This window comes from Bradyrhizobium sp. Ken01, from assembly GCF_055807355.1.
Genome location: NZ_JBVVPC010000040.1, coordinates 44,850 through 59,737, shown reverse-complemented (window position 1 = coordinate 59,737; position 14,888 = coordinate 44,850). Strand labels below are relative to the sequence as shown.

13 protein-coding genes are annotated in these 14,888 nt (G+C 65.9%); 7 read left to right on the top strand and 6 right to left on the bottom strand.

From position 1 onward, the window contains the following. The first annotated feature begins 238 nt into the window (after nucleotides 1-238). Together AC0L3S_RS29920 and AC0L3S_RS29915 are read left to right on the top strand one after the other, a co-directional pair. Nucleotides 239-583 carry a DUF952 domain-containing protein gene (locus AC0L3S_RS29920; RefSeq protein ID WP_473261135.1) on the top strand — a complete coding sequence of 115 codons (345 nt, stop codon included), beginning with the start codon at nucleotides 239-241 and terminating at the stop codon, nucleotides 581-583. Next, on the top strand, nucleotides 580-1,677 hold the full coding sequence (locus AC0L3S_RS29915) for a quinone-dependent dihydroorotate dehydrogenase (protein WP_354255980.1): 1,098 nt from the start codon (nucleotides 580-582) through the stop codon (nucleotides 1,675-1,677). Before AC0L3S_RS29920 ends, AC0L3S_RS29915 begins: the two co-directional genes overlap by 4 nt. A gap of 91 nt (nucleotides 1,678-1,768) precedes the next feature. Here the strand turns inward: AC0L3S_RS29915 and AC0L3S_RS29910 are convergent, their stop codons facing one another. The 5 genes from AC0L3S_RS29910 to AC0L3S_RS29890 form a co-directional block, all read right to left on the bottom strand. After that, the gene (locus AC0L3S_RS29910) at nucleotides 1,769-3,151 is read right to left on the bottom strand and encodes an MATE family efflux transporter (protein WP_473283200.1); all 1,383 of its coding nucleotides are present in this window, start codon (nucleotides 3,149-3,151) and stop codon (nucleotides 1,769-1,771) included. Nucleotide 3,152: 1 nt separating this feature from the next. Continuing rightward, nucleotides 3,153-3,887, bottom strand: coding sequence for an MBL fold metallo-hydrolase (locus AC0L3S_RS29905; RefSeq protein ID WP_473261129.1), 735 nt, complete (start codon nucleotides 3,885-3,887; stop codon nucleotides 3,153-3,155). 22 nt (nucleotides 3,888-3,909) lie between these two features. Next, nucleotides 3,910-4,212, bottom strand: coding sequence for a DUF6460 domain-containing protein (locus AC0L3S_RS29900; RefSeq protein ID WP_473261127.1), 303 nt, complete (start codon nucleotides 4,210-4,212; stop codon nucleotides 3,910-3,912). Nucleotides 4,213-4,363: 151 nt separating this feature from the next. Continuing rightward, a complete protein-coding gene (locus tag AC0L3S_RS29895) occupies nucleotides 4,364-6,241 on the bottom strand; it encodes an ATP-dependent DNA ligase (RefSeq protein WP_473283197.1) in 1,878 nt (625 codons plus the stop codon). Then, the gene (locus AC0L3S_RS29890) at nucleotides 6,238-7,275 is read right to left on the bottom strand and encodes a ligase-associated DNA damage response exonuclease (RefSeq protein ID WP_473261123.1); all 1,038 of its coding nucleotides are present in this window, start codon (nucleotides 7,273-7,275) and stop codon (nucleotides 6,238-6,240) included. The genes AC0L3S_RS29895 and AC0L3S_RS29890 overlap by 4 nt, the downstream gene beginning before the upstream one ends. Nucleotides 7,276-7,340: 65 nt before the next feature. Between AC0L3S_RS29890 and AC0L3S_RS29885 the strand changes: the two genes are divergently transcribed. From AC0L3S_RS29885 to pdeM, 4 genes are all read left to right on the top strand, one after another. Further along, nucleotides 7,341-8,267 (top strand): class I SAM-dependent DNA methyltransferase, encoded by a 927-nt coding sequence (locus AC0L3S_RS29885; RefSeq protein WP_473283196.1) that lies wholly within the window; start codon nucleotides 7,341-7,343, stop codon nucleotides 8,265-8,267. 114 nt (nucleotides 8,268-8,381) lie between these two features. Next, nucleotides 8,382-9,611, top strand: a complete 1,230-nt coding sequence (locus tag AC0L3S_RS29880) for an ABC transporter substrate-binding protein (RefSeq protein ID WP_473248134.1) — start codon at nucleotides 8,382-8,384, stop codon at nucleotides 9,609-9,611. Between the two features lie 95 nt (nucleotides 9,612-9,706). Next, nucleotides 9,707-12,283: a ligase-associated DNA damage response DEXH box helicase gene (locus tag AC0L3S_RS29875; protein WP_473283195.1), complete on the top strand. Its 2,577-nt coding sequence runs from the start codon at nucleotides 9,707-9,709 to the stop codon at nucleotides 12,281-12,283. Nucleotides 12,284-12,336: 53 nt separating this feature from the next. After that, entirely contained in the window at nucleotides 12,337-13,008 is a 672-nt protein-coding gene (gene pdeM, locus AC0L3S_RS29870) for a ligase-associated DNA damage response endonuclease PdeM (protein WP_473283193.1), read from the top strand. Here the strand turns inward: pdeM and AC0L3S_RS29865 are convergent. Then, a complete protein-coding gene (locus AC0L3S_RS29865; RefSeq protein WP_473261113.1) occupies nucleotides 13,005-13,868 on the bottom strand; it encodes a LysR family transcriptional regulator in 864 nt (287 codons plus the stop codon). The genes pdeM and AC0L3S_RS29865 overlap by 4 nt on opposite strands. 99 nt (nucleotides 13,869-13,967) lie before the next feature. Here AC0L3S_RS29865 and AC0L3S_RS29860 point away from each other — a divergent pair, with 99 nt between their 5' ends. Next, nucleotides 13,968-14,879 carry a DMT family transporter gene (locus tag AC0L3S_RS29860; RefSeq protein WP_473283190.1) on the top strand — a complete coding sequence of 304 codons (912 nt, stop codon included), beginning with the start codon at nucleotides 13,968-13,970 and terminating at the stop codon, nucleotides 14,877-14,879. The last annotated feature ends 9 nt before the right edge of the window (nucleotides 14,880-14,888 follow it).

Below are 14,888 nucleotides of genomic sequence, written 5' to 3'. Positions count from 1 at the left end.
TTTCCGCTTTTTGCGCAAGGGGCGCGGTGAGCGTGTTTTCAAGCGAACCGGCTACCGGTTCGCGCCAGGAAATGCGTCAAAACAGGAATTTCGAACTCGCTTCGATTTCATCGGCACGGAAATGGCTCTAAGTCTTGAGTTCGGAGGGGGCGGCCATTACGGTCGCGCCCGGGTTTCAGGGACCCGCACGACCCAAAAACCCCAAAAGACTCAACGAGCAAACAGGGCTGCGTAAGCGGTGGTCAAGATCTACAAAATCTGTCCGGCCTCGGCCTGGCGCGAGGCGGAACGGCAGGGCGTCTACCGCGGCAGCGCGGACGATTCGCGCGACGGATTCATCCATTTCTCGACCGCGGCCCAGGTTCCCGGAACTCTGCAGAAGCATTATGTCGGGCAGCGCGCGCTGTTCCTGGTCGAGGTCGACGGCGATGCGCTCGGCAGCGCATTGCGCTGGGAGCGTTCGCGCAATGAGGAGCTGTTTCCGCATCTCTATGGCGAGCTCGATCTCGGCGCGGTGATGGCCGTGATCAACCTCAACACGCGCTCTGACGGCGGCCACGATGTTCCGGAGCTTGCCCCGTGATCCGCGCTTTTGACGCTCTCTCGCTGCCGGTGTTGCGCTGGCTCGATCCGGAAGATGCGCATCGCCTCGCGATCCAGGGCCTGCGCTTCCTGCCGCCGGGCAAGCCGCACGCTGACGATCCCAAGCTTGCGGTGCGTGCGTTCGGGCTCAACTTCCCCAATCCGATCGGCATGGCAGCGGGTTTCGACAAGAGTGCCGAAGTGCCGGATGCGCTGCTGCGGCTCGGCTTCGGCTTTGTCGAGATCGGCTCGGTGACGCCGAAACCGCAAAGCGGCAATCCGCGGCCGCGGCTGTTTCGTCTGGAGCGCGACGAGGCCGTGATCAACCGCATGGGCTTCAACAATGACGGCGCGGAGACAGCCCTGCGCCGGCTTGCGGCGCGCGCGCAGCACGGCGGCATCGTCGGCGTCAATGTCGGCGCCAACAAGGATTCGCCTGATCGCGTCAACGACTACGTCAAGCTGATCGAGACCTTTGCGCCGGTCGCGAGCTATTTCACCGTCAACGTCTCCTCGCCGAACACGCCGGGCCTGCGCAATCTGCAGGAAGGCGCGCTGCTCGACGATCTCCTCGCCAGGGTGATCGACGCGCGCGAGCGGGTGCGCGAGAGCGCCGGCGACACGCCGGTGCTGCTCAAGATCGCGCCGGATTTGAGCCTCGCCCAACTCGACGACGTCGTGCAGGTCGCGCGCTCGCGCCGGGTCGACGGCATGATCGTGTCCAACACCACGATCGCGCGGCCGAGCACGCTGCGCGAGGAGATGCGCGCCAAGGAGCAGGGCGGCCTGTCCGGCCGGCCGCTGTTCCGGTTGTCGACGCGGATGGTTGCGGAGACCTATGTGCGCGTCGAGGGCGCATTCCCCCTGATCGGCGTCGGCGGCGTGGACTCGGGCGGCGCCGCGCTGACGAAGATCCGCGCCGGCGCGAGTCTGATCCAGCTCTATTCGTCGCTGGTCTACAAGGGCCTCGGCCTCGTCGACGAAATCAAGCGCGACCTCACCTCGACCCTATTGCGCACCGGGCGGGATTCTCTCTCCGAGATCGTCGGCTCCGACGCCGCGACGCTGACGGCGGAAGACTGGCCGGGGATGTAGGGTTTTCTTCACCTCGCCCCGCTTGCGGGGAGAGGTCGGATTGCATCGAAGATGCAATCCGGGTGAGGGGGACTCTCCGCGAGTCCCACTCTCACCGTTCCTGCCGAGACTCCCCCTCATCCCGACCTTCTCCCCGCAAGCGGGGAGAAGGAGAAGCAAGAAACGTCTTCCTGTACAGCGCCGGATAGCGCGCGGCCTGCAAGCCGCCGCGCGAGACGTAGGAGGCGATCAGCGCGCTCCACAGTCCGGCATTGCCGAACGATTGCAGCGCCCACCATGTGGCGACGAAGATCGCGAGCGAGGCCAGCATCAGATTGCGCATCTCGCGCGCCCAGGTCGCGCCGATATAGATGCCGTCGAAGCCGAAGGCGAACACGCCGGGAATCGGCGCAAGCACGACGAACGGCAGAAATTCCCGCGCGCCGCGACGGACGGCTTCGCTCGCCGTCATGAAATCGATCAAGTTCGGCCCAAACAGCGCGAACAGCGCGGACACGACCAGCGCGAAGCCGAGCCCCCATAGCAGCACCAGCCGGGTCGAATCCGCAAATCCCCTGGCGTCGCGTGCGCCGAGCGTACGGCCGCAAAGCTGCTGGGCTGCGTTCGCAAGACCATCGAGGAAGAAGGCGCTGACCAGCAGAAAGTTGTTGAGCACGGAATTGGCCGCCAGCGTGACGTCGCCGGCCCGCGCGCCTTTGGCGGTGAAAAACAGAAACACGGCGATCAGCGCCGCGGTGCGGATCAGGATGTCGGAATTCACGGCAAGCAGCCGCATCAGCTTGGACCGGTCGAACAGCTCCGCGTACGGCACCGCGAACCCGCCCACCGCATAGCGGCGGCAGACGATCATGCCGAGCCCGAATCCGGCCGCTTCAGACAGCAGCGCTGCGACGGCAGCACCCGCGATGCCGGTGTCGTAGACCAGCACCAGCAGGATCGTCGCCGCCGCGTTGACGAGATTGATGACAACCTGGAGCGCGAGCGCCGGATTGGCGCGAGCCTGGCCGACCAGCCAGCCGAGGATGACGTAATTGGCGAGCGCCAGCGGCGCCGACCAGATTCGGATCACGAAGTAGGTTTTCGCCGCGCGCGTGACGCCTTCGCTGCCGCCCATCAGGTCGAGCAGCACGGCGGCCAGCGGCAGTTGCAGCGCAATCAGGGTTACGCCGATCAGGCCGGCGACGATGAAGCCGCGCACCAGGATCGCGGTCAGCTCGCGCGTCTCGCCAGCGCCGAGCGCCTGCGCCGTGAAGGCAAGCGTGCTCATGCGCAGGAAGCCGAACAGCCAGAACAGGCAATCGAAGATGACGGACGCGATGGCGACGCCGCCGAGCAGCGCGGCGTCGTCCAGCCGTCCGATCGCGGTGGTCGAGACCACCCCGATCAGCGGCGTGGTGAGATTCGCGACCATCGCGGGGCCCGCGATGGCGAAGACCTGACGGGAACCGATCTTCAAGTGAACGGGTGCGTGCATGTCAGAACACGAGCACCATGCCGTCTTCGGCGGCGAGGTGGGCGATGTCGTCGAGGCGCGACAGCACGTCGTCGCTCATATGGGTGAGCACGAGGCGTTTTGCGCCGATTTCGGGCAGGTGCTGTTCCAAGGTCTTCAGGCTGAGGTGATTTTTGACCACCTTCTCGTACATATAGGCTTCGGCAATGAAAAGGTCGGCGCCATGCGCCAGCGGAATGAGCGTCTCCGTCCATTCGGTATCGGCGCTGTAGGCCAGCGTGCGGCCTTCCGCTTCGACGCGATAGGCGAGGAACGGTCCGCCGGATTCGCCGTGCACGACCGGGTAGGGCGTCACCGTCACCGCGCCGAAACTTTGGCTTTGCTCGGGCGCGAGCTCGACGACGGACAGCTCGAAGCGCTGTTTCGTCTTGGAGGAGTGCTCGAACAGAGCCTCCATCACCGCACGCAGCCGCGTCTCGATGCCTTTGGGGCCGGCGATCGTGAGCGGCCGCGTCCGCCGCGAGAATTGTGCGTCGAGCAGGACAAACGGCAGCCCGGCAAAATGGTCGCCGTGGAAATGCGTGATCAGGATGAGATCGATCTCATTGCAGTCGATCTCGAGCCGCTTCAGCGCCGGCAGAGCCGACGCGCCGCAATCGATCAGGAAGTTGGCCTCGCGCCCCGAGACGTGGAAGCAGGTGTTGAGCCTGCCGCCGGATCCGAAGGCGTCGCCGCAGCCGACAAAACGCAATTGCATCGGCCGCGAACTCCCAAAATCCTTATCTGCGCGGCGTGCCGAAAACGCGCATCAGCAGCCAGATCGGGATCACGATGACAGCGCCGAGCAGGAAGTAGCGCCACAGCCAGTTCACGGTATCGAAGCCGAGATCCCACAACCGCTGGAACAGGAGACGAATGCTGTAGAGAATATTCCAGGGATCGAAGCCGATCGCCGCCAGCACGACGCCGACGAGGATCGAGAGCAGCACCAGGCGAAACGCGACCGCCAGCGGCGAGCCGCCGAGAAAGCGGTTCAGGCCATCACTGCGGCCGGCCGGCAAATCTCTGACGTCTTGGACCATCTCAAACTCCTCAGCGGATTCGACCCCATTATAGGGCACGGCGAGGCACATGGGGAACCCGCAACGGGCCGTCAATCAGCTTACGGGACTTTAATTCGGGCAATCACGTGCCGCGCGCCACCGTCTTGACTGCGCGCGGGCAATAATCCGGCTAGGCCTCAATCTCCGCCGCCTCCGCTTTCAGCATCTTTTCCAGCGTTTCCAGCCGGTCGGCCTCGCGCGGCGGCTTGTCCCAGCGCAGCCGGCTGATGCGGGGGAAGCGCATCGCGAGGCCGGATTTGTGCCGCGGCGAACGCTGCAGCCCCTCGAAGGCGACCTCCAGCACCAAGCCCTTGTCGGGCTCGTGCACGACGTGGCGGACGGGGCCGAATTTTTCGGTGGTATTGCGACGCACGAAGCGGTCGATCTGGAGCAGCTCCTCGTCAGTGAAGCCGAAATAGGCTTTTCCGACCGGCACCAGCTCGTCACTGCCCGCGCCTGCGGTCCAGACGCCGAAGGTGTAATCGGAATAGTAGGACGAGCGCTTGCCGTGGCCGCGCTGCGCATACATCAGCACGGCGTCGATGATGTGCGGATCGCGCTTCCACTTCCACCATTGGCCCTTCGGCCGTCCCGGCAGATAGGGTGCATCGCGCCGTTTCAGCATCACGCCCTCGACGGCGTCCGCGTCTTCCCCCGCGCCGGCGCTCGCTGGATCGGCGCGGGCGGCGGTGAGCGCCTCCCAGCTTGCGAACGGGACCGTAGGGGAGAGATCGATGCGGGGATCGTCAAGCTTCCCGATGAAGGTCTCCAGCCGCTCGCGGCGCTCCGCAAACGGCAGCTCGCGCAAATCGTTCTCGTCGTCGCCGAGCAGATCGTAGGCGCGCAGATGGATCGGAAACTCCTTGATCAGCTTCGGAGACACGACCTTGCGGTTGAGCCGCTGTTGCAGAACGTTGAAACTCTGCACGCGCCTTTCGCGCAGGATCAGAAGCTCGCCGTCGATGGCGCCGGGTAGCCGCAGCGACGGCACGAGGTCAGGAAAGCTGCCCGTGATGTCCTCGCCGGTGCGCGAATAGAGCCGCGCGGTGATGTGGCCGTGCTCGTCGCGGCCGGCGACCGCCTGCACGCGGATGCCGTCCCATTTCCATTCGGCGATGTAGTCGGCGGGATCGAGCGCGGCGAAATCGGTGTCCTCGATCGCATGCGCCAGCATCACGGGACGGAACGGCGCGGGATCACGATTGACCGGCTTGTCGCCGCGGCCTTCCAGCCAGGCGAACAGGTCGAGATAAGGCGGCGCGAGACCGGGCCAGATCAGCTCGACGTCATGCGGGTCCTTGTCGCCGAGCGCCGCGGCCGCAGTCTTGGCCAGGCGCGCGGAGATACCGATGCGCAGAGCGCCGGTGACGAGCTTCAACAACGCCCAGCGGCCGGTCTCATCGAGTTCGTCGAGCCAGCGTTCGAGCTGCTTCGGCAGCTCGGTCTTGCCGAGCGTGCGCAGCGTGGTGACGACCTCGGTCAGCGTCGGCGGCGGCGGGTTGTTGTGGTTGCGCGGGCGGAAGGACTCTCCAGCATCTCGCCCGGAGTACCCCCCTCCCTGACCCTCCCCCACAAGGGGGGAGGGAACGGAGAGAGCCGTGCGTCCATCACTTTGGGAATGGTTGTCAGTTGTCGCGCTCACTGACAGCGGCGCGCGCAACTGCGCTCCCTCCCCCCTTGTGGGGGAGGGCGGGGGAGAGGGGTGGCTCGGAAAAGACTCGCCGTTCTTTGCGCTGCGCTTCGGCCACATCAGCGCGATCGTCTCGGAGAGATCGCCCACATAGTCCCAGGATAGACCGAACAAGACCGGGTCAGTTCGCTGGGCGATAAGATCGCGCAGCAGAGAAGGTTTGGCGTGTTTGAAGCTGAGCGCGCCGGTCAGCGCCGCCAGGGCATAGCCGCGGTCGGGATCGGCGACCTCGCTAAAATAGCTGGTGATCAGCCGCAGCTTGTTGTTGCGGCCGGGCTCGTAGGCGAGGCGGTCGAGAAGCTCGGCGAAGCGGTTCATGCTTCGGCCTCGTCAGCGAGCGGCGTCTCGGTCTCCTCCTCGTCGCCATAGCCGACGAGATCGAGCGGTCGCGCCCGCAAACCCCTGCTTTGGCACCAATGCACCAGCGCGTCTTCCTGGCCATGGGTAACCCAGATTTCGCCGGCGCCGGTCGCGGCGATCGTGGCGGTGAGGCCGTCCCAATCGGCGTGATCCGAGATCACCAGCGGCAGCTCGATGCCGCGTTGCCGCGCGCGGGCGCGCACCCGCATCCAGCCGGAGGCGAATGCCGTGACGGGATCGGGAAACCGGCGGGTCCAGAGATCGGATGTCGCAGAGGGCGGCGCCAGCGTGATGGTGCCGGCGAGCGCCGCCTTCTTCACCCCCTTCACCGGCCGCAGCTCGCCGAGCTCGATTCCGCGGCTCTGATAGTAATGCGTGATCTTCTCCATCGCGCCATGCAGATAGATCGGCGCGTCGTAACCCGCTTGGCGCAGCAGCGCGATCACGCGCTGGGCTTTGCCGAGCGAATAGGCGCCGACGAGATGCGCGCGCTCGGGAAACAGCGCCACCGACGCCAGCAGCTTCTTGACCTCGTCGGCCGCATCGCCATGGCGAAACACCGGCAGGCCGAACGTCGCCTCGGTGATGAAGACGTCGCATGGCACCAGCTCGAACGGCGTGCAGGTCGGGTCTGGCGCGTCCTTGTAGTCGCCGGAGGCGACGATGCAGGTGTCCTTGCAGCTGACCGCGACCTGCGCCGAGCCGAGCACATGACCGGCCGGATGAAACTTCACGCTGACATCGCCGAGCCGGATCTCCTCGCCATAGCGGATCGCCTGCGTCGAGCCGGCGAAATTCTCGCCATAGCGCAGCCGCATCATGTCCAGGGTTTCCTGCGTCGCCAGCACCGCGCCGTGGCCGGCGCGGGCGTGGTCGGAATGGCCGTGGGTGATCACGGCCCGCTCCACCGGCCGGACAGGGTCGACATGGAAGCCGCCGGGCTTGCAGCATAGGCCGGCGGCAACTGGCAGCAGGATGTCTTGCGGACGCATGCCTGTTATATAGGTTGCGACCCCGCATCTTCGAGTCATCACCGCTTCGTTCCCTGGTTCCCCCAATGCCCCTGCGCCTGTTCCTGACCTCCGGCGACCTCATGGCCGACCGCCGCTTCGAGTTCGCGCGCGATCTCCAGCTCAAGGGCGATCTGGCGGCCGCCGCCGACCTGCTGGAGCAGACCATCGAGCTTGCGCCGAATTTCACCTCGGCCTGGTTCACGCTCGGCGAAATCCGCGCGCAACTCGGCGAGCGCGACAAGGCCATTGCGGCCTTTCGCAAATCGCGCGAGTCCGATCCGAGCGATCAGCACGGCGCTCATCTGCATCTGATCCGCCTCGGCGACGCGCAATTGTCCGAGATGCCCAAGGCCTATGTGCAGGCCTTGTTCGATCAATACGCGCCGCGCTTCGAGCAAGTGCTGATCAACGATCTCGGCTATCGCGCCCCGTCGCTGATCTTCAAAGCCGTGGTGGCTGCCCGCGTCGCCGCGAAGAAGCCCGCCCTGTTCAAGCGCGGCATCGATCTCGGCTGCGGGACGGGGCTTGCGGCCGCCGCCTTCGCAAAACAGGTCGACCAGTTCATCGGCATCGATCTGTCGCCCGGCATGGTCAGGGAGGCGCGAGCCACCGGCCTCTATGCCGAGCTCGAAGTTGCCGACATGATCGAAGGCTTGCGCGGCAAGGGCGATGCGAGCGCGAACCTCGTCGTCGCCGCCGATGCGTTCGTCTATCTCCCCGATCTCGCGCCGGTGCTCAGTGAGGCCAGGCGCGTGCTCGCGCCCGGTGGCGTGCTTGCGTTCACGCTGGAGACCCATGACGGCAGCGGCATCGTTCTCGGCGAAGGCCTGCGCTATGCCCATTCGGCGGAATATGTGCGCGATGCGATGGCGCTGGCCGGCCTCAAGCTCCTCACGTTGGAGCGGGCCTCGCCACGCATCGAGAACAACGAGCCGGTGCGCGGCCTTGTCGTGGTCGCCGAGAAAACTTGAGTCTAGGCGCTATACGCGAGGCTTTAAGCGTCATTGCGTCGCAAAGCCGTGACTTCCCACTTGCGACACCTGCCGCGATGCCAGCACAATGTCCTGGCTAGGGAGAAACAAACAATGACGAAGAATCCATCGCGGCGCGATTTCAGCGCCGCCGCGCTCGCCACCATCGCGGCATCCACCTTGCCCGCGCCCTACGTCTGGGCCGCGGAGAAGAAATACGACGCCGGCGCCAGCGACACCGAGATCAAGATCGGGCAGACCGTGCCGCATTCCGGCCCCGGCTCGCTCTACGGCGTGCTCGGGCGCATCGGCGAAGCCTATTTCCAGATGCTGAACGAGAAGGGCGGCATCAACGGACGCAAAGTCAAATTCCTCACCATGGACGATGCCTACAGCGCGCCGAAATGTGTCGAGGCGACGCGGCGCCTGGTCGAGCAGGAAGAGGTGCTCGCGCTCTACGGCTCGCTCGGCACCGCCCCGCAGACCGCCGTGCACAAATACCTGAACTCGAAGGGCGTGCCGCAGCTGCTGCTGAACACCGGCGCGTCGAAGTGGAATAACCCGAAAGAGTTCAAATGGACCATGGCGGGCCTGCCGCTCTATCCGACCGAGGCGCGCATCCTGGCGCGGCACGTCGTCAGCGTGAAGCCGAATGCCAAGGTCGGCATCCTCTACCAGAACGACGATTTCGGCCGCGACTTCCTCGGCCCCTTCAAGAAGGTCTTGGAAGACGCCGGCGGCACCGCCAAGGTGATCATGGAGCAGACCTACGATCTGACCGATCCGACGGTCGATTCCCAGCTCATCAACCTCTCGAAATCGGGTGCGGACGTCTTCTACAACATCTCCACCGGCAAGGCGTCATCGCAGTCGATCCGGAAAGTGGCCGAGCTCGGCTGGAAGCCGTTGCAGCTGTTGTCGGCCGGCTCGACCGGCCGCTCGATCCTCAATGCCGCGGGCCTGGAGAACGCCGCCGGCATCGTCGCCATCCGCTACAACAAGGAGGTCGGCCTGCCCAAATGGGAGAAGGACCCCGACGTGATGGCGTTCGAGGAGCTGCGCAAGAAGTACACGCCGGCGATCGATCAGGACAACACCATCGCCTTCGCCGGCTACGGCCAGGCCGTTACCATGGGTGAGATCCTGCGCCGCTGCGGCGACGAGCTCACCCGCGCCAACGTGCTGAAGCAGGCCTCGACCCTCGCGGGCTTCCACTCGCCCTATTTCCTCGACGGCGTCACCTACAGCTACACGCCGGAGAACTACACGCCGATGAAGACGCTCTTCATCTCCACCTTCACCGGCAAGGACTGGGACATCTCCGACAAGCCGATGTCGGAGTAGGGGGGCGCACCGCTGTCTCTTCCCCTCTCCCCGGGCGGGGAGAGGGGAAGTACACCCCCTCGACGAACCCACCCCCACGGCTTACCTGTGCTGCCGTGCCGCCCCGCATCCGCAAAATCCCGGCCGAGCCTGCCGCGCTATTGCCCGACCGCTTCAAGGCGTGGTTCGCGGCCCGCGGCTGGTCGCCGCGCGCGCATCAATTGGCGCTGCTGGAGAAGGCGCGCGAGGACCGTTCCGCATTGCTGATCGCTCCCACCGGCGCCGGCAAGACGCTGGCGGGGTTTTTGCCGACGCTGGTGGAGCTGAGCTCTGCGCCCAAAGCTTCGGCGAAATCGGTGATCTCCACCGGCCGCATCCTGCAACGCACCGGCGGCCTGCACACGCTCTACATCTCGCCGCTCAAGGCGCTCGCGGTCGATATCGCACGCAACCTCGAGCGTCCGGTCGCCGAGATGGCGCTGCCGATCAAGATCGAGACCCGCACCGGCGACACGCCGACGTCCCGGCGGCAGCGGCAGCGGCGCTATCCGCCTGACATATTGCTGACGACGCCGGAACAGCTCGCACTGCTGCTGTCCTCCGACGACGCGCCATTCCTGTTCTCCTCGCTGAAGCGCATCGTGCTCGACGAGCTGCATGCGCTGGTGACGTCCAAGCGCGGCGATCTGCTGTCGCTCGGGCTCGCGCGGTTGTGGCGATTGGCACCGCAGATGCGCGCGATCGGCCTGTCGGCGACCGTGGCCGAGCCGGAATCGCTGGCGCGCTTCCTGGTGCCGCAGCCCGGCGGCAAGGAAGCGGCGGCCGACATCGTCCTTGCCGGCGGCGCGGCACCGCCGCTGGTTGAGATGATGGACACGCGCGAGCGCCTGCCCTGGGCCGGCCACAGCGCGCGCCATGCGCTTCCCGAGATCTACGAGCTGATCAAGGCCAACAAGACCACGCTGGTTTTTGTCAACACCCGCAGCCAGGCCGAGATGCTGTTCCAGAACCTCTGGAGCATGAACGACGACAATCTTGCCATCGCGCTGCATCACGGCTCGCTCGACGTCGCCCAGCGCCGCAAGGTCGAGGACGCGATGTCGGCGGGACGCTTGCGCGGCGTGGTCTGCACCTCCTCGCTCGATCTCGGCGTCGACTGGGGCGACGTCGATCTCGTCGTCAATATCGGCGCGCCCAAGGGCTCCTCGCGCCTGATGCAGCGCATCGGCCGCGCCAACCACCGGCTCGACGAAGCCTCGCGCGCGGTGCTGGTGCCGGCGAACCGCTTCGAGGTGCTGGAGTGCCGCGTCGCGATCGACGCCATCGCCGAGAATGCGCAGGACACGCCGCCGCTGCGGATCGGGGCACTCGACGTGCTGGCCCAGCACGTGCTCGGCTGCGCTTGCGGCGAGCCGTTTTTCTCGGACGAGCTCTACGACGAGGTGCGCACCGCCGCGCCCTATGCCGATCTCACGCGGCAGGATTTCGACGACGTGGTCGATTTCGTCGCCTCCGGCGGCTACGCGCTGAAGACCTATGAGCGCTTCGCCCGCATCAAGCAGGACAAGGAGGGCCGCTGGCGCGTCGCCAATCCCAAGGTGCGGCAGAGCTACCGCATGAATGTCGGCACCATCGTCGAGGACGACATGCTGAAGGTGCGCCTGGTGCGCTCGCGCGGTGGAGGTCAAGGAAAAGCAGGCGGGTCGACAGGCGTGATCGCGCGCGGCGGCAGGTTGCTCGGCGAGATCGAGGAAGCCTTCATCGAGGGCCTCTCGCCCGGCGACACCTTCGTGTTCTCGGGCGAGGTGGTGCGCTACGAGACGCTGGTCGAAGACCAGGTCTATGTCTCGCGCGCCAATGACAAGGACCCGAAAGTGCCGTCCTATATGGGCGGCAAGTTTCCGCTCTCGACCTATCTTGCCGAACGGGTTCGCCGCCTGCTCGATGACGGGCGCGCGTGGGGCGCCTTGCCGGAGCAGGTGCGCGACTGGCTATCTCTGCAAAAGGACGTCTCCCGCGTGCCGGCGGTGCGCGAGCTGCTGGTCGAGAGTTTTCCCCGCGCCAACAAGCATTACATCGTCTGCTACCCCTTCGAGGGCCGTCTCGCGCACCAGACGCTCGGCATGCTGTTGACGCGCCGGCTGGAGCGTGCCCGCGCCCGGCCGCTCGGCTTCGTCGCCAACGAATATGCGATTGCGGTCTGGGCACTCGGCGACATGTCCTCCATGATCCGGGACGGCAGGATCGATCTCGACACGCTGTTCGATCCCGACATGCTCGGGGACGATCTCGAAGCATGGCTTGCCGAATCCGCGTTGATGAAGCGCACGTTCCGCAATTGCGCGATCATCTCCGGCCTGATCGCGCGCCGTCATACCGGCGAGGAGAAGAGCCGCCGCCAGGTGCTGTTCTCGACCGATCTCGTCTACGACGTCCTGCGAAAACACCAGGCCGATCACGTGCTGCTGCGCGCCGCCCGTGCCGATGCCGCCACCGGCCTGCTCGATCTGCGCCGGCTCAGCGACATGCTCACCCGCATCCAGGGCCGCATCACGCACCGGGAACTCGACCGTGTCTCCCCGCTCGCGGTCCCCGTGATGCTGGAAATCGGCCGCGAGTCAGTCTATGGCGAAGCTGGAGACGAGCTCCTGGCCGAAGCCGCCGACGAGCTCGTCAAAGAGGCGATGGGATAACAGCAGGTTTTGACGTGACGGCAGGCGCGCTGGTTTCAGAGGATATCGAGGACATGCGCGTTTCTAATGTCTGCATCAGCAGCGTGACGTTCGCGGCCGATCTTTCCGGCGCGCTGTTCTGGGAAGAGCAGCGCCTGCTCGTCATCTCCGATCTGCATCTGGAAAAAGGTTCCAGCTTCGCCATGCGCGGCGTGCTGCTGCCGCCTTACGACACCATCGCGACGCTTGGCCGGCTCGCTGCTGTCATCTCCCGCCATAATCCGCGCGTGGTCATCGCGCTCGGTGACAGTTTTCACGATCGCACCGCGCATGGACGGCTGTCGGCGGAGGATCGCGACGCGGTCGCCGCCTTGCAGGCTGGTCGCGACTGGATCTGGATCTCAGGCAATCACGATCCGGCGCTGCCGCGTGATCTCGGCGGCACCGTCGCCGACGAGGTCGCGATCGGCCCGATCACCTTCCGCCATGAGCCGACCGGCGCGAGCGGCGAGATCGCCGGCCATCTGCATCCCAAGGCTCGCGTCTCCGCGCGTGGCCGTTCGATGGAGCGCCGCTGCTTCGCCTCTGACGGAATGCGCGCCGTGATGCCCGCCTTCGGCGCCTATGCCGGCGGCCTCAGCATCCGCGACGCGGCGTTTGCAAAAATCTTTCCAAAGAACGGTTTTGTCGCGCATTTGCTCGGCGACCGCCGCGTCCACGCGATTGCCGCGTCAAGGTGCAGCTAAGCCGCCTTCGCCTGCACATCGTCGCAGAACTCCGCCAGCCGATCCGCGAGCCGCAGCGTCGCGGGACTTGCGCCCGGCGCGGCCATCAACGCGACTTCCGTTCGGTTGATTGGCGCGAAGCCGTCCTTTGCGGTCAGCACGCGGTGGTCGGACTGGATCGCCATCTCCGACAGGATGCTCAAGCCCATGCCGGCCGCGACCGCGGCCTGGATGCCGGCGAGGCTCGACGAGGTATAGGACATGTGCCAGGGCCGGCCCGCACTCTCCAGCGCGTGGATGGCGCCGGCGCGGTAGAGGCAGCCGAGCGGAAAGCCGATCAGCGGCACGGAGGCGACATCGGCATGGATCGGATGGCTCTTGCTGGTGACCCAGTGCACCTGCTCCGGCCACACCGCAATCGCGCCCTTCTCCCCGGCTGCGCGCTTGAACAATGCGAGATCGAGCTCGCCGCGTTCGAGATCGCGGGCGAGATGCTTGCTCTGGTCGGCGCGCACATCGAGCCGCAGGCCCGGATGCGAGCGCGAGAAGGCGCCGAGCAGTTTCGCCAGCCGATAGGCCGCGAAATCTTCGGGAATGCCGAGCCGGATCGCGCCTTCGCCGTCGGGCTGGCGCAGCACGTCGCGCGCCTCTTCCGCGAGCGACAGCAGCCGCCGCGCATAGGACAGCAACCGCTCGCCGGCTTCGGTCGGGCGCAAATCCTTGCCGTCGCGGTGCAGCAGGACCTGGCCGACATCCTCCTCCAGCCGCTTGATCTGCTGGCTGACAGTCGATTGCGTGCGGTGGACGCGCTCGCCGGCGCGGGTGAAGCCGCCGGCATCGACCACGGAGACGAAGCTGCGCAGGAGCTCGAGATCGAGCATGGGGCGCCTCCATTCGAAAATCCACTGAATGGAAGTTAATCATTTAATTTCCAAATGACAAGCCGGGTCCCTAGATCGAGGGTTCAGGAGAACGCCCACATGTCCCTCGCTCCCTCGATTTCGGTTCCCCGCAGCCGCTTCAATACGCTGCCGCTCGCCATCGGCCTGTTCTGCCTGCTCTGGAGCTACGCCTTCGTCGCCGGCAAGATCGGCGTGACCCATTGCCCGCCGCTGATCCTGCTTGCCGCGCGCTTTTCGCTCGCCGGCATCTTGATTCTCGGTGCCACGCTGGTCCGCGGCGACGACTGGTCGCTGTCGTGGCGCGATGCCGCGATCTTCGCGGTGCTCGGCGTCGCCAACAACGCGCTCTATCTCGGCCTCGGCTACACCGGGCTGCAATCGGTTTCCGCCGGCCTCGGCGGCCTGATCGTGTCGGCCAATCCGGTGTTCACGGCGGCCCTCGCCGCGCTGCTGCTCGGCGAAGGCATGACCTGGCGCAAGGCGAGCGGCCTCCTGCTCGGCATCATCGGCGTGACCTTGATCGTCTGGCACCGCCTGTCGGTCGGCACCGACTCGCTGCACGGCATCGTGTTCACGCTGGCCTCGCTCGCCTCCCTCGTCGCCGGCACTATCCTGTTCAAGCTGCTCGCGCCGAAGGGCTCGCTGTGGATCGGCAACGGCGTGCAGAATCTCGCCGCCGGCGTCGTGCTGACGCCGGTCGCGCTCACCTTCGCTGACGTCCATGCCATCGACTTCACGCCGGGCCTGATCGGCGCCTTCGCTTTCCTCGTGCTCGGCGGCTCGATCATGGCGTACTGGCTCTGGTTTCATCTCCTGAAAGTGTGTGGCGCGACGGCTGCCAGTGCCTATCATTTCCTGATGCCGCCGCTCGGCATGCTGTTCGCGTATCTCGTGCTCGGCGAGCATGTCGAGGCACGCGATCTGCTCGGCATCATCCCGGTCGCACTTGGCATCTACCTGGTGACGCGGCCCGCCAAATCCGTCGCGTAAGAGGAGCCC